This window comes from Sediminibacterium sp. (assembly GCF_019264485.1).
GTDB lineage: Bacteria > Bacteroidota > Bacteroidia > Chitinophagales > Chitinophagaceae > Sediminibacterium.
The window spans coordinates 434,361-454,330 of record NZ_JAHVAA010000014.1 but is presented as its reverse complement, the minus strand read 5'-3'; the positions used below and the strand labels follow the sequence as shown (position 1 = coordinate 454,330).

Annotated in this window: 22 protein-coding genes; 5 read left to right on the top strand and 17 right to left on the bottom strand. The window is 40.7% G+C overall.

Annotated elements, in window-relative coordinates; all coding sequences use genetic code 11:
- The first annotated feature begins 218 nt into the window (after positions 1–218).
- Positions 219–1,289, top strand: a complete 1,071-nt coding sequence (locus KXJ59_RS13535) for a COX15/CtaA family protein (protein ID WP_295205642.1) — start codon at positions 219–221, stop codon at positions 1,287–1,289.
- A gap of 54 nt (positions 1,290–1,343) precedes the next feature.
- Positions 1,344–3,575: a hypothetical protein gene (locus tag KXJ59_RS13530; RefSeq protein ID WP_295205640.1), complete on the top strand. Its 2,232-nt coding sequence runs from the start codon at positions 1,344–1,346 to the stop codon at positions 3,573–3,575.
- Here the strand turns inward: KXJ59_RS13530 and KXJ59_RS13525 are convergent, their stop codons facing one another.
- From KXJ59_RS13525 to KXJ59_RS13510, 4 genes are all read right to left on the bottom strand, one after another.
- Positions 3,576–4,481 carry a YegS/Rv2252/BmrU family lipid kinase gene (locus tag KXJ59_RS13525; protein WP_295205637.1) on the bottom strand — a complete coding sequence of 302 codons (906 nt, stop codon included), beginning with the start codon at positions 4,479–4,481 and terminating at the stop codon, positions 3,576–3,578.
- A gap of 103 nt (positions 4,482–4,584) precedes the next feature.
- Positions 4,585–5,634: a beta-ketoacyl-ACP synthase III gene (locus KXJ59_RS13520; RefSeq protein ID WP_295205634.1), complete on the bottom strand. Its 1,050-nt coding sequence runs from the start codon at positions 5,632–5,634 to the stop codon at positions 4,585–4,587.
- Positions 5,635–5,758: 124 nt separating this feature from the next.
- Complete coding sequence (locus KXJ59_RS13515) at positions 5,759–6,754, bottom strand: alpha/beta hydrolase (RefSeq protein WP_295205632.1); 996 nt, start codon at positions 6,752–6,754, stop codon at positions 5,759–5,761.
- 59 nt (positions 6,755–6,813) lie between these two features.
- Positions 6,814–7,179 (bottom strand): MauE/DoxX family redox-associated membrane protein, encoded by a 366-nt coding sequence (locus tag KXJ59_RS13510; RefSeq protein WP_295205630.1) that lies wholly within the window; start codon positions 7,177–7,179, stop codon positions 6,814–6,816.
- A gap of 161 nt (positions 7,180–7,340) precedes the next feature.
- Here KXJ59_RS13510 and typA point away from each other — a divergent pair, with 161 nt between their 5' ends.
- Positions 7,341–9,155, top strand: coding sequence for a translational GTPase TypA (gene typA, locus KXJ59_RS13505; RefSeq protein ID WP_295205627.1), 1,815 nt, complete (start codon positions 7,341–7,343; stop codon positions 9,153–9,155).
- Positions 9,156–9,209: 54 nt separating this feature from the next.
- Here the strand turns inward: typA and KXJ59_RS13500 are convergent, their stop codons facing one another.
- The 8 genes from KXJ59_RS13500 to KXJ59_RS13465 all read right to left on the bottom strand — a co-directional run bounded on the left by KXJ59_RS13500 (position 9,210) and on the right by KXJ59_RS13465 (position 14,108).
- Positions 9,210–9,665 (bottom strand): GNAT family N-acetyltransferase, encoded by a 456-nt coding sequence (locus tag KXJ59_RS13500; RefSeq protein ID WP_295205624.1) that lies wholly within the window; start codon positions 9,663–9,665, stop codon positions 9,210–9,212.
- A complete protein-coding gene (locus KXJ59_RS13495; RefSeq protein WP_295205621.1) occupies positions 9,649–9,840 on the bottom strand; it encodes a hypothetical protein in 192 nt (63 codons plus the stop codon). Before KXJ59_RS13495 ends, KXJ59_RS13500 begins: the two co-directional genes overlap by 17 nt.
- A gap of 174 nt (positions 9,841–10,014) precedes the next feature.
- Positions 10,015–10,401 carry a hypothetical protein gene (locus KXJ59_RS13490; protein ID WP_295205619.1) on the bottom strand — a complete coding sequence of 129 codons (387 nt, stop codon included), beginning with the start codon at positions 10,399–10,401 and terminating at the stop codon, positions 10,015–10,017.
- Positions 10,402–10,576: 175 nt separating this feature from the next.
- Positions 10,577–10,984: a hypothetical protein gene (locus KXJ59_RS13485; protein ID WP_295205616.1), complete on the bottom strand. Its 408-nt coding sequence runs from the start codon at positions 10,982–10,984 to the stop codon at positions 10,577–10,579.
- 258 nt (positions 10,985–11,242) lie between these two features.
- On the bottom strand, positions 11,243–12,253 hold the full coding sequence (obgE, locus tag KXJ59_RS13480; RefSeq protein ID WP_295205615.1) for a GTPase ObgE: 1,011 nt from the start codon (positions 12,251–12,253) through the stop codon (positions 11,243–11,245).
- A 50-nt stretch (positions 12,254–12,303) separates the two neighbouring features.
- The gene (locus tag KXJ59_RS13475) at positions 12,304–12,912 is read right to left on the bottom strand and encodes a transferase hexapeptide repeat family protein (protein ID WP_295205613.1); all 609 of its coding nucleotides are present in this window, start codon (positions 12,910–12,912) and stop codon (positions 12,304–12,306) included.
- Entirely contained in the window at positions 12,909–13,322 is a 414-nt protein-coding gene (gene paaI, locus KXJ59_RS13470; protein WP_295205610.1) for a hydroxyphenylacetyl-CoA thioesterase PaaI, read from the bottom strand. The genes KXJ59_RS13475 and paaI overlap by 4 nt, the downstream gene beginning before the upstream one ends.
- Positions 13,323–13,331: 9 nt before the next feature.
- A complete protein-coding gene (locus tag KXJ59_RS13465) occupies positions 13,332–14,108 on the bottom strand; it encodes an enoyl-CoA hydratase-related protein (protein WP_295205607.1) in 777 nt (258 codons plus the stop codon).
- A 60-nt stretch (positions 14,109–14,168) separates the two neighbouring features.
- Here KXJ59_RS13465 and KXJ59_RS13460 point away from each other — a divergent pair, with 60 nt between their 5' ends.
- Positions 14,169–15,176 carry a DUF4421 family protein gene (locus KXJ59_RS13460; protein ID WP_295205605.1) on the top strand — a complete coding sequence of 336 codons (1,008 nt, stop codon included), beginning with the start codon at positions 14,169–14,171 and terminating at the stop codon, positions 15,174–15,176.
- Here the strand turns inward: KXJ59_RS13460 and paaD are convergent.
- From paaD to paaA, 4 genes are all read right to left on the bottom strand, one after another.
- Positions 15,173–15,700 carry a 1,2-phenylacetyl-CoA epoxidase subunit PaaD gene (gene paaD, locus KXJ59_RS13455; RefSeq protein WP_295205602.1) on the bottom strand — a complete coding sequence of 176 codons (528 nt, stop codon included), beginning with the start codon at positions 15,698–15,700 and terminating at the stop codon, positions 15,173–15,175. The two genes, KXJ59_RS13460 and paaD, sit on opposite strands and share 4 nt — an antisense overlap.
- A 3-nt stretch (positions 15,701–15,703) precedes the next feature.
- Positions 15,704–16,456 (bottom strand): 1,2-phenylacetyl-CoA epoxidase subunit PaaC, encoded by a 753-nt coding sequence (gene paaC, locus KXJ59_RS13450; RefSeq protein ID WP_295205599.1) that lies wholly within the window; start codon positions 16,454–16,456, stop codon positions 15,704–15,706.
- A gap of 20 nt (positions 16,457–16,476) precedes the next feature.
- Entirely contained in the window at positions 16,477–16,845 is a 369-nt protein-coding gene (gene paaB / locus KXJ59_RS13445; RefSeq protein ID WP_363266166.1) for a 1,2-phenylacetyl-CoA epoxidase subunit PaaB, read from the bottom strand.
- A gap of 201 nt (positions 16,846–17,046) precedes the next feature.
- Positions 17,047–17,991, bottom strand: coding sequence for a 1,2-phenylacetyl-CoA epoxidase subunit PaaA (paaA, locus tag KXJ59_RS13440; RefSeq protein WP_295205596.1), 945 nt, complete (start codon positions 17,989–17,991; stop codon positions 17,047–17,049).
- Positions 17,992–18,146: 155 nt separating this feature from the next.
- Here paaA and KXJ59_RS13435 point away from each other — a divergent pair, with 155 nt between their 5' ends.
- On the top strand, positions 18,147–18,809 hold the full coding sequence (locus tag KXJ59_RS13435) for a GDSL-type esterase/lipase family protein (RefSeq protein ID WP_295205593.1): 663 nt from the start codon (positions 18,147–18,149) through the stop codon (positions 18,807–18,809).
- A 71-nt stretch (positions 18,810–18,880) separates the two neighbouring features.
- Here KXJ59_RS13435 and paaE read toward each other — a convergent pair whose 3' ends face one another.
- Complete coding sequence (gene paaE / locus KXJ59_RS13430; RefSeq protein ID WP_295205591.1) at positions 18,881–19,960, bottom strand: 1,2-phenylacetyl-CoA epoxidase subunit PaaE; 1,080 nt, start codon at positions 19,958–19,960, stop codon at positions 18,881–18,883.
- Between the last annotated feature and the right edge of the window lie 10 nt (positions 19,961–19,970).

Below are 19,970 nucleotides of genomic sequence, written 5' to 3'. Positions count from 1 at the left end.
TTCCAGAAACTTGATGACATAAGGCTATTTTTTTCTGTTTCAGAAAATCCTCTCCGAAAACTCAGCGTCCTCGTGTTCTCTGCGGTGAATCTACTCGAATAGTCACCGCAGAGCAATGAAGAACGCAGAGATTTCGCAGGTAAATGATAAAATCAGTAAAACAAAATCGTTAATCCTTTTAATATCCCAATAACTTTGCCACAATCAAGAATATATATATGGAACAGGTGAATGACAGGTCTTCAAAGCTGGTAGCGAGATGGTTATTATTGGGAGTATTCATGACAGTTATACAGGTAGCCCTGGGGGGTATTACCAGATTAACAGGCAGTGGATTATCTATTACAGAATGGGATGTAATTACCGGAACCCTGCCGCCATTAAATGCGCAGGCATGGCTCACCGAATTCGAAAAATATAAAACTACTCCACAGTTTCAACTGCTCAATTTTGAATTTGGATTATCTGATTTCAAGTTTATTTTTTTCTGGGAATGGTTTCATCGTTTGTGGGCCAGGTTAATTGGATTGGTATTTGCCGGCGGCTTTATCTGGTTTATGATTCGCCGACATTTCAAAAAAGAGATGGTTCGCCCGCTCTTGATTTTATTTTTACTCGGAGCCTTACAGGGAGCTGTGGGATGGATTATGGTAGCAAGCGGACTTACAGGGGACGCCGTATATGTAAAACCTACCAGACTTGCATTGCATTTTATTTTTGCACTGGGACTGCTTTGTTATACTTTCTGGTTTGCCTTGAAATTACTGGTAAGCGAAAAACAAAGTGTTGTTCATTCATCATTAAGAAAAACCAATCTCTGGCTCATTGGTTTATTGGTGTTACAATTATTATATGGGGCTTTAATGGCTGGTCATAAAGCCGCGAACGTAGCTTCCAGCTGGCCAAAAATCAATGGCGACTGGTTGCCACCATCTTTGTTCTCACACAAACCTTTTTTACTGAATTTCATCGATAATAAAATACTGATTCATTTTATACATCGTGGTCTCGCTTATATTATCCTGGTATGGATCATCCTGTGGACCATTCGTATGGCCAAACATAAAGGCAGTATCCTGTTTGAAAATATTAAACGTGTACCATTGTACCTTACATTTTTGCAGGTGTTGCTGGGAATTTTAACTATCTTAACCAGTACGGGTATCGTACCGGGTAAATGGGGTACATTTGAATGGATGGCACAACTGCACCAGCTAACAGGTATGTGTTTATTGTTGTCGCTGGTGGCTACCTTGTTTGTATTACGAAATCGTACTGCCAGTTACTAAACCCGGCGTAACAAAGGTTGAAAGCAAAGACTTTCAATCAAAATGCTGTATCAGATGAACAAGTTGAAACAATATTTATCGGGTTTCTGGTTTTCTTTGCCTGTTCAGTTATTCTTACTTCATTTTCGCAGGTATCAGGTTTTTCTGGTATTCTGGTATATCCTTTTCTCTACAGTAGCGGGCGGATTTATGCGCACTTTTGGTGCAGATTCACTTTTTCTGGCTCCGGAATATTTTGGTAAGATAAACTTACTCAGTACAGCCATCGTTGGCTTTGCGCTGGGTATTTTTATCATGAGCTGGAATATCACCACATTTATTCTATTCAGTAAATATTTTCGTTTTCTGGCCACTACAGCCCAACCTTTTTTAAAATACTGTATCAATAATGCAGTGCTGCCACTTATTTTTCTGGTATTCTATTTTGTAAAAGCAGTGGCTTATGCCCGTTACCAGCAATTATTCGGTACTGCTGAAATTGTTTGGATGGTGGTTGGGTTTGCGGCAGGCATCATATTGTCGATACTGATTGCATTTGCTTATTTTTTTGGAGCCGATAAAACTATTTACAGAAGTATGGCTTCTGTAATTGATACTGCCAATGTACATTATGCACTGGCTTCTAAAAACAATCCCTTGCCAAAAGATAAGGCAGAAATGCGGATCGACTGGTTCTTCAGTGCCAGGCTGGGTTTGCGTAAACCAAGGGATGTACGGCATTACAGTCTTGTTTTTCTCGACTCGGTTTTTAAACGGCATCATTTTGCAGCAGTGATAGCCATTACCATTGCTTTCTTTTTCCTTATAGGCATTGGTTATATTTCTGACGCAAGGTTATTTCAGTTGCCGGCTGCAGCCAGTATCACTGTTTTCTTTGCAATTCTGATTGCTGCTGCGGGAGCTATATCTACATTTTTGCATAGCTGGAGTATTCCGGTTGTGGTAGTGTTATACCTGCTGGTTAATTTTTTATACCAAAAAGACATCATTGACCTCCGTAATAAAGCGTATGGATTGAATTATTCAGACACAACAGAACGACCGGTTTATTCAAGAGAATCGGTGATGCAACTGGCGAATGATAAGGATATAGCGTCAGATAAAAAGACTTATATCCGTATGCTTGATCAATGGAAAGCGAAACAGGGAAGCGATAAGCCGGTGATGTTCCTGATTAATACCAGTGGTGGTGGTATCAGAAGTGCCACATTTACCATGAATGCATTACAACAACTCGATAGTATGTTTGGCGGTGAGTTGATGAAACGTACTTTTCTGATCAGTGGTGCATCGGGAGGTATGCTGGGGGCTGCTTATTTCAGGGAACTCTACTATCGGAAACAAAAGGGAGCCAATATAAACCTGCATAACAAACAATATGTAGAAGATATTTCAAACGATTTGTTGAGCCCGTTGTTTTCTTCTTTTGTTACCCGCGATCTGATGGGACCGGCTAAGCCTTTTATGAAACATGGGTACAGGTATACCAAAGACAGGGGTTATGCTTTTGAACAGAAACTGAATGAAAATACAAGGGGTTATCTCAATAAAACATTAAGTGATTACAAAGCGCCTGAAGAAAAAGCAGAGATACCACTGATTTTTTTTAATGCAGTGATTACGCGCGACGGAAGAAAACTTGTAATGGCTACTCACCCTGCAAGATTTATGATGCGTCCCATTACCGATTCGGTCAATATCCTTCCTTTTGATGCGGATGCCATAGATTTTCATAGTTTTTTCGGCAGGCAAAATGCAGCTAACATAGGCATATTATCGGCCCTCCGTATGAATGCTACTTTCCCCTATGTGTTACCCAATGTATGGCTGCCCACCAACCCGGTTATTGATGTAATGGATGCCGGCCTGCGTGATAATTTCGGACAGGAAACATCACTGCGTTTTGTGGAAGTATTTCATGACTGGTTAAAAGAAAATACCAGTAAAGTAGTGTTGTTGCAATTGCGTGACAGAAGCCTGAGCGACTGGGACCGCCCGCTGGAAGGAACCAGCTTAGTTGGTACTTTCACCAAACCCTTTTTATTATTACAGAATAACTGGTACAAATTGCAGGATTATTATCAGCATGACCAGCTTGAATATAGTTTTGAAGCGTACGGTTCACAGTTTCACCGCATTTGTTTTCAGTACGTTCCTTCAAGAAAGGAAGCGCCTGCCAGCCTGAGTTTTCATATTACCGCTGCTGAAAAAAGAGATATTGCAATGGCGCTGGGAGCGGAAGACAATCAGAAAGAGTTTAAACGCCTGCGTGTACTGATGAAGTAATTATACGGGCTGTATCAGTGAAAAATGATTTTTCATGATATGTATAGAAAGTTCATCTGCTGTTTCTCTGGGTTCACCATCAATATGTAAAGGAGCATGTTTTAAATTTCTTATGGTGATTTGTGGTGTCTGAAAATAGAGGATATTTTTCCTTGTCATATCTTCTACCAGTTGTTGTAATTTATTGTTTCCCCGGATCTGGCGAAGAATGGCAAAAGGTAGTTTTGCTTTGTTCATTTTCTGTACAATCACAATATCGAGCATGCCATCATGCAAACTGGCCTGTGGTGCTATTGTAAAATTGTTGCCAAACTGGTTACTGTTGGCAATGCTGATAAAAAAAGCATCCGAGTAAAAAGAAAAATTATCAAGTTGTATCTCAAACTGGTATGGGGTAGCTTTGAAATAATTGATGATACTTTGTTGGGTATAGGTAAGCAGGCCACGTGAAGCTTTACTGGCAAAATCATGTGCCACCTGTGCATCGAAACCAATACCACTCAACATACAGGAATAGTGCTCATTTACCATAAAAGCATCAATAGGCCGGGATGTTCCGTTGAAAATAAGTGCCAGTGCCAGTTCTGGTTTGGTAGGAATACGTGCTGCGAGTGCCAGACCATTACCCGAACCCACGGGAATGATACCAAACTGAACAGGTAGTCCGTGTAAAGCCTGTGTAATCTGGTTAACAGTGCCATCGCCACCAATAATTACCACATCGGTAATGCGTTCGGCTCGTATTTTTTCACGCAATAGCTGGTAATGCCCGCCGGCATTGGTATGCATGATTTCAAAGGGTATGCCTTTAGCAGTTGTTTCCTTTTCTATTAATTTCTTGATCCCGTCTTTTTTAGAAGTACCTGAAATGGGGTTCACCAGGTATACTATTTTTCTTTCCATCATCTCCTACATTAAAAATGAATATTGCCTTACTACAGGATCAGTCGATTGCAAGCCTGCAATATTGCATTTTCTTTCTGTAAAATCCTGTTAAACTAAAGCTGTACTACCATTTCATCAATGCACTGGCCCAGGTAAAACCACTGCCAAATGCAGCCAGACAAACCAGATCTCCGTCTTTAATTAATCCTTTTTCCCATGCTTCACACAACGCAATCGGAACAGATGCTGCGGTTGTATTTCCGTAAGATTGAATATTATTATACACCTGTGTATCATTCAACCCCAGTTTTTGCTGAACAAACTGACTGATCCGGAGATTGGCCTGATGGGGAATTAGCATATTGATGTCTGATGATGTATACCCGTTTTGTTGTAAAGCTTCCATAATTACTTCCGGGAACTTTACCACTGCTTTTTTAAATACAGAAGGACCATCCATATTCGGGAAATTCTGTGCGTTGTCGATCATGTTATGGCTCATAAACATCTGTCCGATTTCAGCATCATCAAAATCTGCATAATTCTTATCGGCCCAGTAGTTGGCATGCGTACCCGGATTATACATGGCGAGTATTTCTGCAGCTTCGCCATCGCTGTGTAAGTGCGTGCTTAAAATACCACGGCCTTTTTCTTCTGTAGGCTGCAATACAACAGCACCTGCACCATCACCAAAAATTACCGATACATTTCTGCCACGGGTAGAGAAATCCAAACCAAATGAATGTTTTTCACTACCTACTACCAGTATGTTTTTATACATGCCGGTTTTAATAAACTGATCGGCAACACTTAGTGCATACACAAAACCGCTGCACTGGTTGCGTATATCCAAAGCGCCTATCTCACCCATTTTCATAGCACGTTGTAATAACACACCACATCCTGGAAAATAATAATCTGGTGAGAGGGTTGCGAATACAATAAAATCTATTTCTTTAGCCGTTGTGCCTGCTCTTTCCATTGCAATGCGGGCTGCTTCAACAGCCATGGTAGTAGTGGTTTCTTCAGTACGATGCGCATACCTTCTTTCTTTGATACCTGTTCGCTCCTGTATCCATTCATCGCTGGTTTCCATGTACTTGGTAAGGTCCTGGTTGGTAACAACGTTTCTGGGTACGTACATACCAATTCCTGCAATTTTACTGCTTGGCATAGGCAATCGTTTGTTTTCTAACAGGCTAAGATAGGGAATAGCTGATAGTTCATAGTCCATAGTTTATAGTTCATGATCGATAGCAAGAACTATAATTGAAAGTTAAGTAGCAAATAACTATAGACTATTCACCATTCACTTTCATCACTTCCTTCAAAAATGCAGTTGCTTCTTTCTCTACTGTAACAATATCTTTCGACTGAATAGGCGAACCCAGTACATGATTACCGGCATTTGGTATGGCAATCATTCTTTTCAAAGTTGCGGGTGTGCTTACCTGCTCAAACATTTTTTTCATCTCCGATACTTTTACAACGGGGTCCTGTTCTTTTTCATTTTTAAAATAGTAGAGCGTGAGCAGGGGCTGTTGTATTTTCTCGAAGTTAATTTTCGTCATACCTGTTTCTAATAATTCCTGTAATTCTGTTACAGCTTCCAGACGATATTCATGGTTCCAGTATTTCTTGTACTCATCTGTTTTATTGGGAATAATATTCATCTTACCTCCTTTTACCAGCCGGGCAATCTGTAAACCCCATGGGTTATTGGTGAGCCATGCATTCGGATCGTTGATGGCAATATTGGGGGATAATAAAATCAGTCCGGCAATATCGGGATAAGCAGCAGCTAATTGCAGCGCCAATGTACCACCGGTTGATGTGCCCATAAGGATTACTTTATCTCCCAATTGTTTGCCGATGGCATATGCTTCTTTGGCTGTTTCCCATAAACTGGTGGCTGTCATGTTTAATAAAGCATCTGATGTATCGATACCATGACCTGATAAACGGGCAAGATAAAGATTGGCACCAAATTGTTTAGCCAGGTTGCGGTGAACAGGATCACCTTCTTTCTGACTGGCGCTGAAGCCATGGAGGTACACAATAGAATAGGCTGTTTTACCATGAACAGAATCATTGGCCCATACCACCCTTGCTTCATTATCGGGTTTTACTTTGTGTTTCAGTTCAAGAGAAGCTATATAAGTATCAATACTATCTGCAGTAGCCGGAATGGAAGGAAGTGTTGTTGTATACTCAGGTGTTTTAGGATTGGGTCCAAGCAAATAAATAACTACAAGGACGGCAAGAGCGAGTAATATTTTTTTTAGCAATCGCATAATAATCGATGTTTATAGAAAGATAAGCATAGTTCTATCAAGAAATAAACAGACACTATTTATTTTCTGCACCACCATGCCCATGCCATCAATAAAGGGTGAATCAGCAGAAGCCTTACCCAACCCAGCCACTCGGGAACACAAAGTCCATCAGGAATGCAACTGTTGATCTGAATAAAGTAAATATGTGCAGGAATAAAGCATACCAATAAAATAATGATGCCTGTTACGGCAGCTCTTCTTGTTTTAGGTGGAATCAGTAATAGAGCCAACAGTATTTCAGCAATACCTGATACAATATTAATGGTATTGTGCAAGGGTAGATAAGGTGGAATAAGCCCACTATAAAAGGAGGGGTTGATAAAATGGTTAGCCCCTGCTACGAGGTAAAATATCACCAACAGTATAAAAGCTATCTTTTTCATACAATACAGGACAAATAGCGGTGAATTTTGTTGATTTTTCATTGAAACACATAGAGTTACTACATTTTCCCCCTAAAACCCGCCCTTAACAACCGTTAAGTTTATGTATGCGCTTTGCCCTCCCGCCATAAAACCGTACCTTTGCAGCCTTAAAATTTTACATGGAAATAAGAAACATTGCCATTATTGCACACGTTGACCATGGCAAAACAACCCTGGTAGACAGGATTTTACACGCTACTAAAGTGTTCAGGGACAACCAGGATACTGGTGATTTAATCATGGATAGTAATGATCTCGAAAAAGAAAGAGGCATTACCATCTTTAGTAAAAATGCTGCTGTTACCTATAATGGTATCAAAATAAATGTGATTGACACTCCGGGTCACAGTGACTTTGGTGGTGAAGTTGAGCGTGTTTTAAAGATGGCCGACGGGGTTATTCTGCTGGTAGATGCTTTTGAAGGGCCCATGCCGCAAACCCGTTTTGTACTGCAAAAAGCTTTACAACTGAACCTGCATCCAATCGTGTTGATTAATAAGGTTGATAAACCAAATTGCCGTCCTGATGAAGTACATGATGCGGTTTTTGAATTATTCTTCAACCTCGATGCTACTGAAGAGCAGTTGAATTTCCCTACTTTCTATGGTAGTGGTAAAAATGGCTGGTTCAATGATAGTTTAACACAAACTGAAAACATCCTTCCACTGATGGATGGTATTGTAAAATATGTACCCCCACCAAAAGTGGCGGATGGTCCTTTACAATTACAGATCACTTCACTGGATTATTCTTCTTTCCTGGGTCGTATTGCCATTGGTAAAGTAACCCGTGGTTCTATTAAAGAAAACCAACCTATTGCTTTGGTACAGGCGGATGGTTCTATCAAGAAGAGCCGTGTGAAGGAATTGTATGTGTTTGAAGGGATGGGTAAACGTAAAGTAACTGAAGTGCTCACCGGTGACCTTTGTGCGGTAGTAGGTCTGGAAGACTTCAATATCGGCGATACCATTGCTGATGCAGAAAATCCGGAAGCATTGCCGATCATCAGTGTGGATGAGCCAACCATGAGCATGACTTTCAGCATCAATAACTCACCCTTCTTTGGTCGTGATGGTAAATTTGTTACTTCACGTCACCTGCGTGACCGTTTGATGAAAGAGACTGAAAAAAACCTGGCGCTTAGAGTAGAAGATACAGATAGTGCAGATAGTTTTCTGGTATTTGGTCGTGGTATTCTTCACCTGGGCGTACTGGTAGAAACCATGCGTCGTGAAGGGTATGAGCTGACAGTGGGTAATCCACAGGTACTGGTAAAACATATTGATGGCAAAAAGCATGAACCATATGAGGTACTGGTAGTTGATGTACCTAACGAGTTCAGTGGTAAAGTAATTGACCTGGTTACCCAGCGTAAGGGCGAAATGCTGGTGATGGAAAGTAAAGGCGAAATGCAACACCTTGAATTCGATATTCCTTCAAGGGGATTGATTGGTCTGCGTTCACAGATGCTGACGAATACCGCGGGTGAAGCTGTAATGGCACACCGTTTTAATGAATATAAACCATGGAAAGGACCGATTCCCGGAAGAAATAACGGGGTATTGATAGCCAAGTTCCAGGGTGTTACCACGGCTTACTCTATCGACAAATTACAGGATAGAGGTAGCTTTTTTATCGATCCAGGAGAAGAAGTATATGTAGGTCAGATTATTGCCGAGCATATTAAACCAGGAGACCTGAACGTAAATGCTGTGGAAGCAAAAAAACTCACCAACCACCGTGCAAGCGGTAGTGATGACAGTGTTCGTATTACACCAAAACTGCAGTTTACATTGGAAGAGTGTATGGAATATATTCAGCAGGATGAGTGTATTGAAGTAACCCCTAAAAACATTCGTATGCGTAAAACCGTACTGAATGAAGAAGACAGGAAGAAAGTAGCCAGAAGTATGCAGTCGGAAGCGGCTGGATAGTATGCGCTGATTTAAAATAATAAAAGCCATCCCGCTTTACGTGGGGTGGCTTTTTTATGTAGTCAAATTTTTCTGAAAACAAACACTGTTCTCAATGCCTATGTATTGTCCATAATTGGGAATGATGTTATACCCGTTTTTTTTATACAGTTCAATGGCTTCAGGTTGTCTTTTGCCTGTTTCAAGAACTGCAACGGAATAGTTTTCTTCCCGGGCCCATTGTTCCAATGCTTCAAGTATGCGCGATGCATGACCTTTTGAACGCTGTGCAGGCAAAGTGTACATACGCTTTATTTCAACCTTGTCTTTCTCAATTTCCTTAAAAGCGCCACAACTAACAGGCTCATCAAGATCATACAATACAACAACATGATTGAGTTTTTGTATGCTGTTGAACTGGTGATAAAAAGCATGTTCAGCACCATCTCTTTTAGCCAGGTCAGCATCTAATTGTTGAACCAATTGAATAAAATCGGGGTTTTCTGAATTGGTTTTAATGATGCGGTACATTTTCGTTGATATGTGTGAGGTCTGTAGTTGGCACTGCCAGTAATTGATTGGTATTGCAGTTATCTCCATCACAACAGGGAAGGGCATTGGTATTACAAACCGGACATTGATAATGCCCATGCACATGCACCAGTTGTACCAGATGTCCGCAGAAAAGGCATTGTTGTGGTTGCATCCGTGAAATTAATATCCAAAGACGGTTAACGGCATCAGAATTTGTTAACACCCGTGAAAAAGAAAGACCGGTAAGCATATTGCAGCCCACCGGTCATCCCACACTCTTCTCATGTATCTATTTTCTTGTCTCTTGTTCTCTTGAGCCTTGTTCCTTACTCCTTGTTTCTTCTTCTTAATTTCTCTTCACCACCACTTCAGAAACTTCTCTGGTGGTTACATTGATGTCGAAGCTTTCTTTGTACACTTCTTTACCCGACTGAAACAGGAAAGTGAGTTTGTACACATCAGCATCTTTCAGTAACACAAATTTCTTTTCGAACTTTTTGTCGGAGAAATTAGTTTTAAACAGATTCTCGCCATCTTCATTGATAACGGTCAGCGTAACATTGTTACCACTGGGATTGTCGAATTTTACATTGAAGGCCAGGTCATTGTTGAAATAACCCGTGTAATTCACTTCAATTTTTGCTTTGTTGACATCTGTTTTTTCATTCTTGCCGGCTTGTGCAGCAGTAAAGAGGATAACAGACAATAAACCGGTAATGATTGCTTTTTTCATGTTCATATTCTTTTTTGCGTGATAAATAATAATCGTCCTGTTCACACAGGTTTTCGTATCGCAATGAATATTTCGTAAAAGCAAAAACGTAGGAGTTCGATAAGGCAAGGATCGTATAAAGATCATACTTAACTAAAAGCCAGCCGGCTTTTAGTTAAGTATGAAGAAGTAACTATTATTGTTGAACAGCTGCTTTTCTGGCTTCAGTTTCGTTCTGGAACAGGTTAATGTTCTCATCAAAACTTTGTTTACCACTCTGGATACGGAAAGTTAATTTCTCAGCATCTTCTTTAGCCAGTACAAATCTTTTGGCAAATTCTTTTGATGTATAGCTTTCTTTGAAAAACAGGTCGCCTTTCGCATCCAATACCAGCAGGGTGAATTTTTCACCACTTGGGTTATTGAATTTAATGTTGAAAGATGCCTGGTCTTTTGAAGAACCCGCATACTTGAATTCAGCTACAGCTTTTGCAGTTACGGTTTCGCCGGAATTGTTGGCATTCGCCTGAATAAATGTACCGGCAGTTAAAATACCACTCAGGATGATTCCTTTTACGATGGCTTGTACAGATTGCTTTTTCATGTTGTTTCTTTTAAAATTTTGAATAAAATGTTGCTATTCTCCTGTTCGCAGAAGAATTTCCGTAGTGCAAGTAAAAGTTTCGTAAAAGCGAGCCGGCAGAAGCGAAGAAGTATGGATTTGTAAAAAATCCGGGATGTACATCAAAAAATGCTGGTGTACATCCTTAATACCTGCAAGATATAAAAGGTAACCCGCCAAAAAAATGAATTTTGGGTGAGCGGTGTTAACATATAAATAAATCGGATATCTTAACGGGTGTTAGTTTCCTGCTACGGGTTTATTCAATGTTTCCCATAAAAGGTCTTTTAAGGCAGTTAAACCGTTTTGTGTAACAGAGGAAATAAAAAGATGTGGAATACCCTTGGGAAGCTCTTTACTGATGGCTTCTTTTAATTCATCATCCAGCATATCGGCTTTACTGATGGCGATGATAAAATCTTTTTGCAACATCTCCGGATTGTATTGCTCCAGCTCATTTCTGAGGATGTCGAATTCTTTTTTATGATCTGCACTATCGGCAGGAATGAGGAACAATAAAACAGCATTGCGTTCAATGTGACGGAGAAAGCGATGCCCCAGTCCTTTTCCTTCTGCAGCTCCTTCAATAATACCGGGCAGATCGGCAATACAGAACGATTTGGAATCGCGGTAAGCCACCATGCCCAGTTGGGGTGTTAAAGTAGTAAATGCATAATTAGCGATTTTGGGTTTAGCGGCAGTGATTACCGATAACAGGGTTGATTTTCCTGCATTCGGGAAACCCACCAGACCCACATCGGCCAATACTTTTAGTTCGATGTTTTTCCAGCCTTCAATACCGGGTTCACCAGGTTGCGCATGTTCTGGTACCTGATTGGTGGGAGTAGCGAAATTGCTATTGCCTAAACCTCCACGACCACCTTTCATCCAGATGATTTCCTGTCCGTCTTCCAATATCTCGGCTTCTATATTACCGGTTTCTTCATCGCGGGCTACAGTACCAAGTGGTACTTCCAGTATAATATCCTTACCGTCGTGCCCTGTACAATTATTTTTACTACCACCTTCTCCATTTTCCGCCAATACATTTTTGAAATAACGAAGGTGAAGGAGGGTCCACATCTGCGAATTACCCCGAAGAATGATATGTCCGCCACGGCCACCATCACCACCATCAGGGCCACCTTTGGCGGTGAGTTTATTGCGCATAAAATGTTTGGCGCCGGCACCACCATGTCCACTGCGGCAGAAGATGCGGATATAATCGATGAAATTATTTTTCTCAGACACTATTCAATCAAACTTTGGTGGAAATGCAAAGGTACGAAATGTAGGTGGTATCAGGATTTACGCTCTTCATTCCATGTTTTGTAAAAAGGCTGGTTGTTTTCTCCTGCTGATGACAGAGGCTCTGGAACTGCTCTCAATGGCTCACAAATTTTCCAGTATTCATGCATTTCAGCAGGTAATTGCTGGTAAAGGGCTGTTCCTTTTGTTTTCCAGGCAATCATCTCATCACTTACTTCTTTTATTTTTTTGGCCGGATTGCCTACAATCAAACTCCTGGCTTCAAACTGCTCGTCGGCTTTAATCATACTCAGGGCACCAACAATACATTCATCGCCCAGCACTACATTATCCATAATGACACTGTTCATACCCACAAGACAGTTTCTGCCAATGGTGGCACCATGAATAATGGCGCCATGACCAATATGTGCAGCTTCTTTTAAGTAAACAGTAACACCCGGAAACATATGAATGGTACAATTTTCCTGCACATTGCATCCATCTTCAATAATGATTTGTCCCCAGTCGCCACGAATGGCAGCGCCCGGACCCACATATACATTTTTACCAATGATTACATTACCCGTAACTACAGCCTGCGGATGAATGAATGCGGTTTCATGGATGACGGGAATATGTTCTTTGAACTGACAGATCATATCAATGGTTTACCGGTTCTGAAGCAGGTGCCTTTAAAATGTGCCACCTGTTCATTTTTCTGATTGCTGATGGTAATATGGTAAAGCCCCGTACTTCTTCCGTTATGAATTTCTTTTGCTTCAGCTGTTAGGAGATCGCCAACATTTACTGCTTTTGTAAAGTTGATGGAAGTGTCGAGTGCAACAGAAAGGTTGTTGCGATTATTACAGGCAAAAGCAAAAGCACTGTCTGCCAGTGAAAAAGCAATACCCCCATGTACAATACCAAAACCGTTGATCATTTCTGCACGAACGGTCATCGAAATGCGGCTGTATCCCTCCTGTATATCCAATACCTCAATACCCAGCCATTGCGAAAACTGGTCATGCACCATCATATGATCCACTACTTGTCTGAACGGATTGCTCATGTTATTGTTTTAAATCCCTTTAAATATGGGGTTTCTTTTTTCCAGAAATGCCTGTACACCTTCTTTAAAATCAGCCGTTGCTGCTGCTTTTTGCTGGTAATCATCTTCCAGCGATAATTGCGTTTCAAGATCGTTGCTGGCAGAATGATTGAGTGCATGTTTAATATAGGCCAATGCTTTAGTGGGCATCGCTGCAATGGTTGATGCAATTTTTTTGGAAGACTCCATGAATTGATCGTCTTCGAAATATTTATAAATCATACCGAGTCTTTCTGCTTCTTCTGCATTTATTTTATCGCCGAGCATCATGAGTGCACTTGCTTTTTGCCAGCCGATGAGTCGGGGTAAAGTATAAGTACCACCACTGTCTGGTATCAATCCTATTTTTGAAAATGCCTGTATAAAGGAAGCTGATTTTGCGGCTACAACAATATCGCAGGCTAAAGCAATATTGGCGCCGGCACCTGCTGCTACACCATTCACTGCTGCAATAACAGGTTTGGGCATATTGCGTAGTCGGGTGATAATGGGATTATAATGTTCACTTAAAATGCGTTGCATGCCTGGGCCATTCGGATCAACTACTTCTGCCAGATCCTGACCGGCACAAAAACCTTTACCTGCACCGGTAAGATAAACGGCCCGCACTTCATGAAGAGAAGCACATTCATCGAGTTTTGATTGCAGCAATAGTGCCATTTCCCTGTTGAAGGAATTGAGTTTGTCAGGGCGGTTTAACGTAACAAATGCAATACCGTTTTCAATATGGAATTCAATGGATGACATCAATCGTTTTTTGTAAGGCTAAGCTACAGCTATTTCAGCTTTTTTCATTTAATTTACTACATGTATTACCGTTTGTTTCTGTGTGCCTGTTTTTGGTGTCAGTTTGTGTATGTATTTGCTCAGACAGATATAAAACATCAACAGCCTGATAGTATATATGTTACCAGTTACCGTCATTTGTTGAATATTTCAACCGGTCTTCAAACCAATAATGCAGAATTTATTGTGGCTTATCCAAAGAACAATCTTCGTTTCGAACTAAGTCCCCGTGAAACACTCCAGCAGTTTTTATTGTTTCAGTATAAATGGATCAATTTCAGGTATTCTTTTACACCTTCTTATCTCAACCCTGATCGTTCAATGCTGACTGGAAAGAATACACGCTCTTCTTTCGATGTATTTATGGCAGTAAAGAATATTGATATAGCTGTCAGTCACCAGAAATCTATCGGTTATTATGTAAAAAATACCAGAGATATCCTTGCATCATGGAAACCGGGTGACCCATACCTGCAGTTACCTAATCTTGCTACTAAAATGACCAGTATTGAATTTGCATACAATGTCAATAAAAAATTTTCAGATGTAGGTATGATCTCAGGAAAGTCCAAACAAATAAAACATGCCTGGAGTTTTTTACCTGCACTATCTTTCAGTTATACGCATTTTTATGACCCTGCCATTCAGCCTTTAGCCGGGCAACATTCTGAAGATTACAACTTTGATGTGAACCTGAAGCTTCCGTTAGGGGCTAGTTTGGTTTGGGCAAAAGACTGGTCGGTAGCAGCAACTGCAGGTCCGGTAATTGGAGTTAATTTTTTCAGAACAGATACGTACGATCAGTCACTGAATCAACTACAGAATAAAGAAACAAGGTTATCAACTGGTTATTGGGTTCAGAGCGGTTTATCCTATACAAGAGACCGCTGGTATACGGGACTTGATGCATATACCTATCAATACGGTTCTGGTACTGTGGACAGCAGAACACGAAGATTTTTTTATGGACTTGAACTGTATATCGGGAAACGGTTTAATGCGCCCGCTCTGTTAAAGAAATTACTTTAATGACATTTAAAATAATCAAAAGGCTCTTTGCAATCTTCACACCTGTATAATGCTTTACAGGCTGTGCTGCCAAACTGAGAAATTAATGTTGTGTGCCATGAATTGCATTGCGGACATTGTATGGCTTCTTCTTCCTGAAAGGCATCGGGTGTACAAACTGCCTGTTTGTATTGTGGTGGAGCAATACCATAGGCTTTCAATTTATTTTTTCCTTCGGTACTCATCCACTCAGTCGTCCAGGCAGGCGATAATACCTGTTTTATTTCAATGTCTTTAAAACCTGCCTGTAATAAAACCATCCTGATATTGATACTAATTACATCCATAGCCGGACAGCCGCTATAAGTGGGTGTAATGGTAATGACAGGTTTGACGTTATTTTCTCCCGAAGGCTCAACACTTACATTGCGGATGATGCCAAGATCAAGAACAGATAATACGGGTACTTCAGGATCGGTTACAGTTTCGAGCAGTAACCAGATTTTTTTTTCTGTTTCGGTGGTATGATTAGATAAAACTGTCATTGGTTACCATTCGGCTCCGGGATAAGCTCTTTGCAGGAACTGCATTTCTGCCAATATATATCCAAGATGTTCTGTATGTATGCCTTCTTTTCCTCCCTTTTGCGCAAAACTTTTCTCTGGTATGGCAATGGTAGCTTCTGCAAAAACAGCCGATACTTTTTGCTCCCACAATGGTTGTATAACTGCAAGATCAACTGCTATACCACTTGCAGCCAATTCTTTTTCATAAGAAGCCGGTAAAAATAATTCTCCTGTATAGTTCCATATTTCTGCAATCGCTTTTACCATTTTATCATGGCTCTCTGCTGTACCATCACCCAAACGTATCACCCATTCGCTACTCCAGCGCAGGTGGTAGGTTACTTCTTTTAATGATTTAGTTGCAATAGCTGCCAGTTGCTGATCGGCTGATTTTTCAAGTTGCTGGTAAAAATAAAATTGATAGGCACTGAATAAAAACTGACGTAAAGTAGTTTGTGCCCAGTCGCCATTGGGTAATTCGGTGATGAGTAGATTTTTAAAATCGATTACATCACGCAGGTAAGCCAGAGAATCTTCTGTGGCTCCATTATTACTTAATACAGCAGCGTATTGATACAGGTTTCTTGCCTGTCCTATACCATCCAGCGCAATATTTGAAATGGCTATATCCTGCTCAAGTGCAGGTCCATGACCACACCATTCGCTGTTTCGATGACCCAGAATCAGTGCATTATCTGCCAGGTGTAAAGTATAATTAATCAAAGATGTGTTCATGTGGATGTTGATGGCCCCTTTTAAATATGTGTTAACTCGTCTGGCAAATCGTAAAATGTAGGGTGACGATAGGCTTTGTCATTAGCCGGATCATACAATGCTTCGGCATCATCGGGATTGCTGGCATGTATGTATTTACTTTCTACTACCCAGATACTGATGCCCTCCATTCTCCTGGTATACACATCGCGGGCATTTTCTATGGCCATCTGAGCATCGGTAGCATGAAGGCTCCCTACATGTTTATGATCGAGGCCCTGTTTGCTGCGGATAAATATTTCCCATAAAGGCCACTCCTGCTGCGATTTTCCTGAAGTGGAAATATCAGCTGCGCCGTTTTTTCCTTCTCCATAATCGCCGTAATAGTATTTGTTAATGTACTGTTTCATTTTTAGCTGTGAGCTGTGAGCGTTGAGCTGCGAGTTTTTTTGGCTGCTGCTTTTAGCTTATAGCTGCTGGTTTTATTTTAATTATGAAGCTCTTCGTTGCGAATTACTTGCTATTTATTTCTCATGCTCAACTCACCCCTCTTTGTTAAGCAGAAAGGGAGTTATGCTAATTCACTATTTAACATTCACGTTTCACTTCTCTCACGCCCTCTTCTCTGCTAAACGCTGCGCACGCTTTTGTGCATGGGCAGTTGCTGCTTCTCTCACCCAGGCGCCTTCTTCCCAGGCTTTCTTGCGGGCATCGAGGCGTTCTTTATTGCAGGGGCCGTTACCGGCAATTACCTGCCAAAATTCATCCCAGTTAATGGTACCAAAATCATAATGACCTTTTTCTTCGTTCCATTTTAAATCAGGATCGGGAATGGTGAGGTTGAGTATTTTAATCTGCTCTGCACAGATGTCTACAAATTTCTGTCGCAATTCATCATTGGTAAATCTTTTGATCTTCCATTTCATACTTTGAATGGTGTTTGGACTTTCATCATCTTTAGGTCCGAACATCATGATACTGGGCCACCACCAGCGATTGATGGAGTCCCGTGCCATACGGCGTTGTGCTTCTGTGCCACGACTGAGGGTAAGTAATATCTCAAAACCCTGTCGTTGGTGGAAACTCTCTTCTTTACAAACACGTACCATGGCACGTGCATAAGGACCATAACTGGTTCTGCATAAAGGCACCTGGTTCATGATGGCGGCACCATCAACCAGCCAGCCAATGGCTCCCATATCGGCCCAGCTTAAAGTTGGGTAATTGAAGATGGATGAATATTTTGCTTTACCGCTATGCAGTTGTTCATACATTTCATCGCGGCTGATACCCAATGTTTCTGCTGCTGAATAAAGGTATAGACCATGACCCGCTTCATCCTGTACTTTGGCCAGCAGGATAGCTTTTCTTCTGAGGTTTGGTGCACGGGTAATCCAGTTACCTTCCGGAAGCATACCAACAATTTCACTGTGCGCATGCTGACTAATCTGCCTGATTAAAGTCTGTCTGTATTTTTCCGGCATCCAGTCTTTCGGTTCAATACGGATCTCTTTGTCGATCTTCTCCTGAAACATTTGCTCCATATCTTTTTCCATACCCATTAATTGAAGCGTAAAAATACAAAAAGAAATCATTCGTGCTAACAAATGTTAGTATCCGAATTATATTTTTTTTGATCTTTCGTTAGTTTTTGTGGATGATTTTTGCATGCTATTGTTTATTCTGATTAACAGGGCTTTATCTTTCAGGCATGAAAAAGGGATGCTTATCATTTCTATTGATTTTAATCATAAGTGTATCGTTTGCGCAAACGACCACACCCTTCAGGAAAGAGATTGATGCTTTTCTAAAGGCCGACAGTGCAGTTTTTCCGGCTCAAAAACAACTATTATTTGTTGGAAGTTCGTCTTTTACTTTCTGGAAAGACATCAGGGAGTATTTTCCGGGTTATCCAATCATCAATCGTGGTTTTGGTGGTTCGTCCTTAACTGATCTGATACGATATGCAGATGAAATTATTATTCCGTACAAACCCAAACAGGTCATTATTTATTGTGGGGAAAATGATATTGCAGATGCATGGGGAAAGGTTACTCCTGATACTGTATTGAGTCGTTTTAAAACATTGATGTCCATTATCAGGAATAAACTGGGGAAAGTACCAGTTGTATTTGTGTCGATCAAACCAAGTCCGAGCCGCTGGAAAATGGAAGCAGACTTTATAAAGGCAAATCGATTGATTCAAAAATATTTGCGTCGCGATCGAAGGGCTGTTTATGTAAACGTACACAATGCCATGTTGTTACCTGATGGTTCTGTAAACCCCGAACTCTTTGGTAAAGACAATCTGCATATGAATGCAAAGGGGTATGCTATCTGGCAGAAGATTATCGAACCAGTGTTAAAGAAATAAGGATGTAATTTTTTTAGCCACAGATTCACAGATTATTTAATGAAATCCCTGGCTAAAAAAATCAGCAACCATTATTTTACATCAAAATCTACTACTACTTTTTCTGATCGTGGATGTGATTGACAGGTGAGAATAAAACCCTGTTCAATTTCTTCTGGTTCAAGACCGTAGTTTACATCCATCTCTACTTCTCCTTCTACCAGTTTGGCGCGGCAGGTACAGCAAACACCACCTTTGCAGGCATACGGTAGATCGGCTCCCTGTTTCAAAGCTGCATCCAGAATGGCAGTACCGTTTTTTGCAAGATCAAAATCAAAACTAATGCCATCAAGCTTTACCGTGATCCTGCTTTTGGGTTCATTATCGGTATGAATAGTTTGAACTGTTTTATTTCTTTGCTCCTGTCCGGGTATGGTAAACAATTCAAAATGAATTTTCTTTTTGTCTACTCCCTTTTCTTCCAATACATTTTTTACAGCAAAAATCATTTCTTCCGGGCCGCATAAAAAGAATTCATCAGTCTGCGAAACATCAATTGTTTTTTCAAATAATGTATAACATTTAGAAGCATCAATTCTGCCTGCATTCAATATTGTATCTGTTTGTTCCCGCGATAAAATATGGATGAGTCTGAATCTTCCCATGTATTTATTCTTCAGCGCTTCCAATGCTTCCCTGAAAATAATGGAAGGTCTGTTACGATTGCCATATACCAGTGTGAAGCTGCTGGTTGGTTCTGTTACTAATGTGGTTTTGATGATGGATAGTAAAGGTGTGATACCACTGCCTGCAGCAAAACCAACATAATTTTTTTTCTGATCCCCTTTCAAAGGAGTATAGAACTTACCCATCGGGGGCATTACATCCAGACTGTCACCTTTTTTTAAATGATCATTGGCATAGCTGGAAAAAATACCCTGAGCCACTTTTTTTACTGCAACACGCAATTCATTATCCAGTGGACTGCTGCAAATTGAATAGGAGCGACGTATTTCTTCTCCATTAATGGTGGTACGAAGCGTGAGATGCTGACCTTGTATAAACTGAAACTGTTCTTGTAAGGACGCAGGAACTTCAAAAGCAATGGAAACACAATCATCGGTTTCTTTACGTACTTCTTTAACCCTGAGTTGCTCAAAATGTATCGACATGCTGCTATCC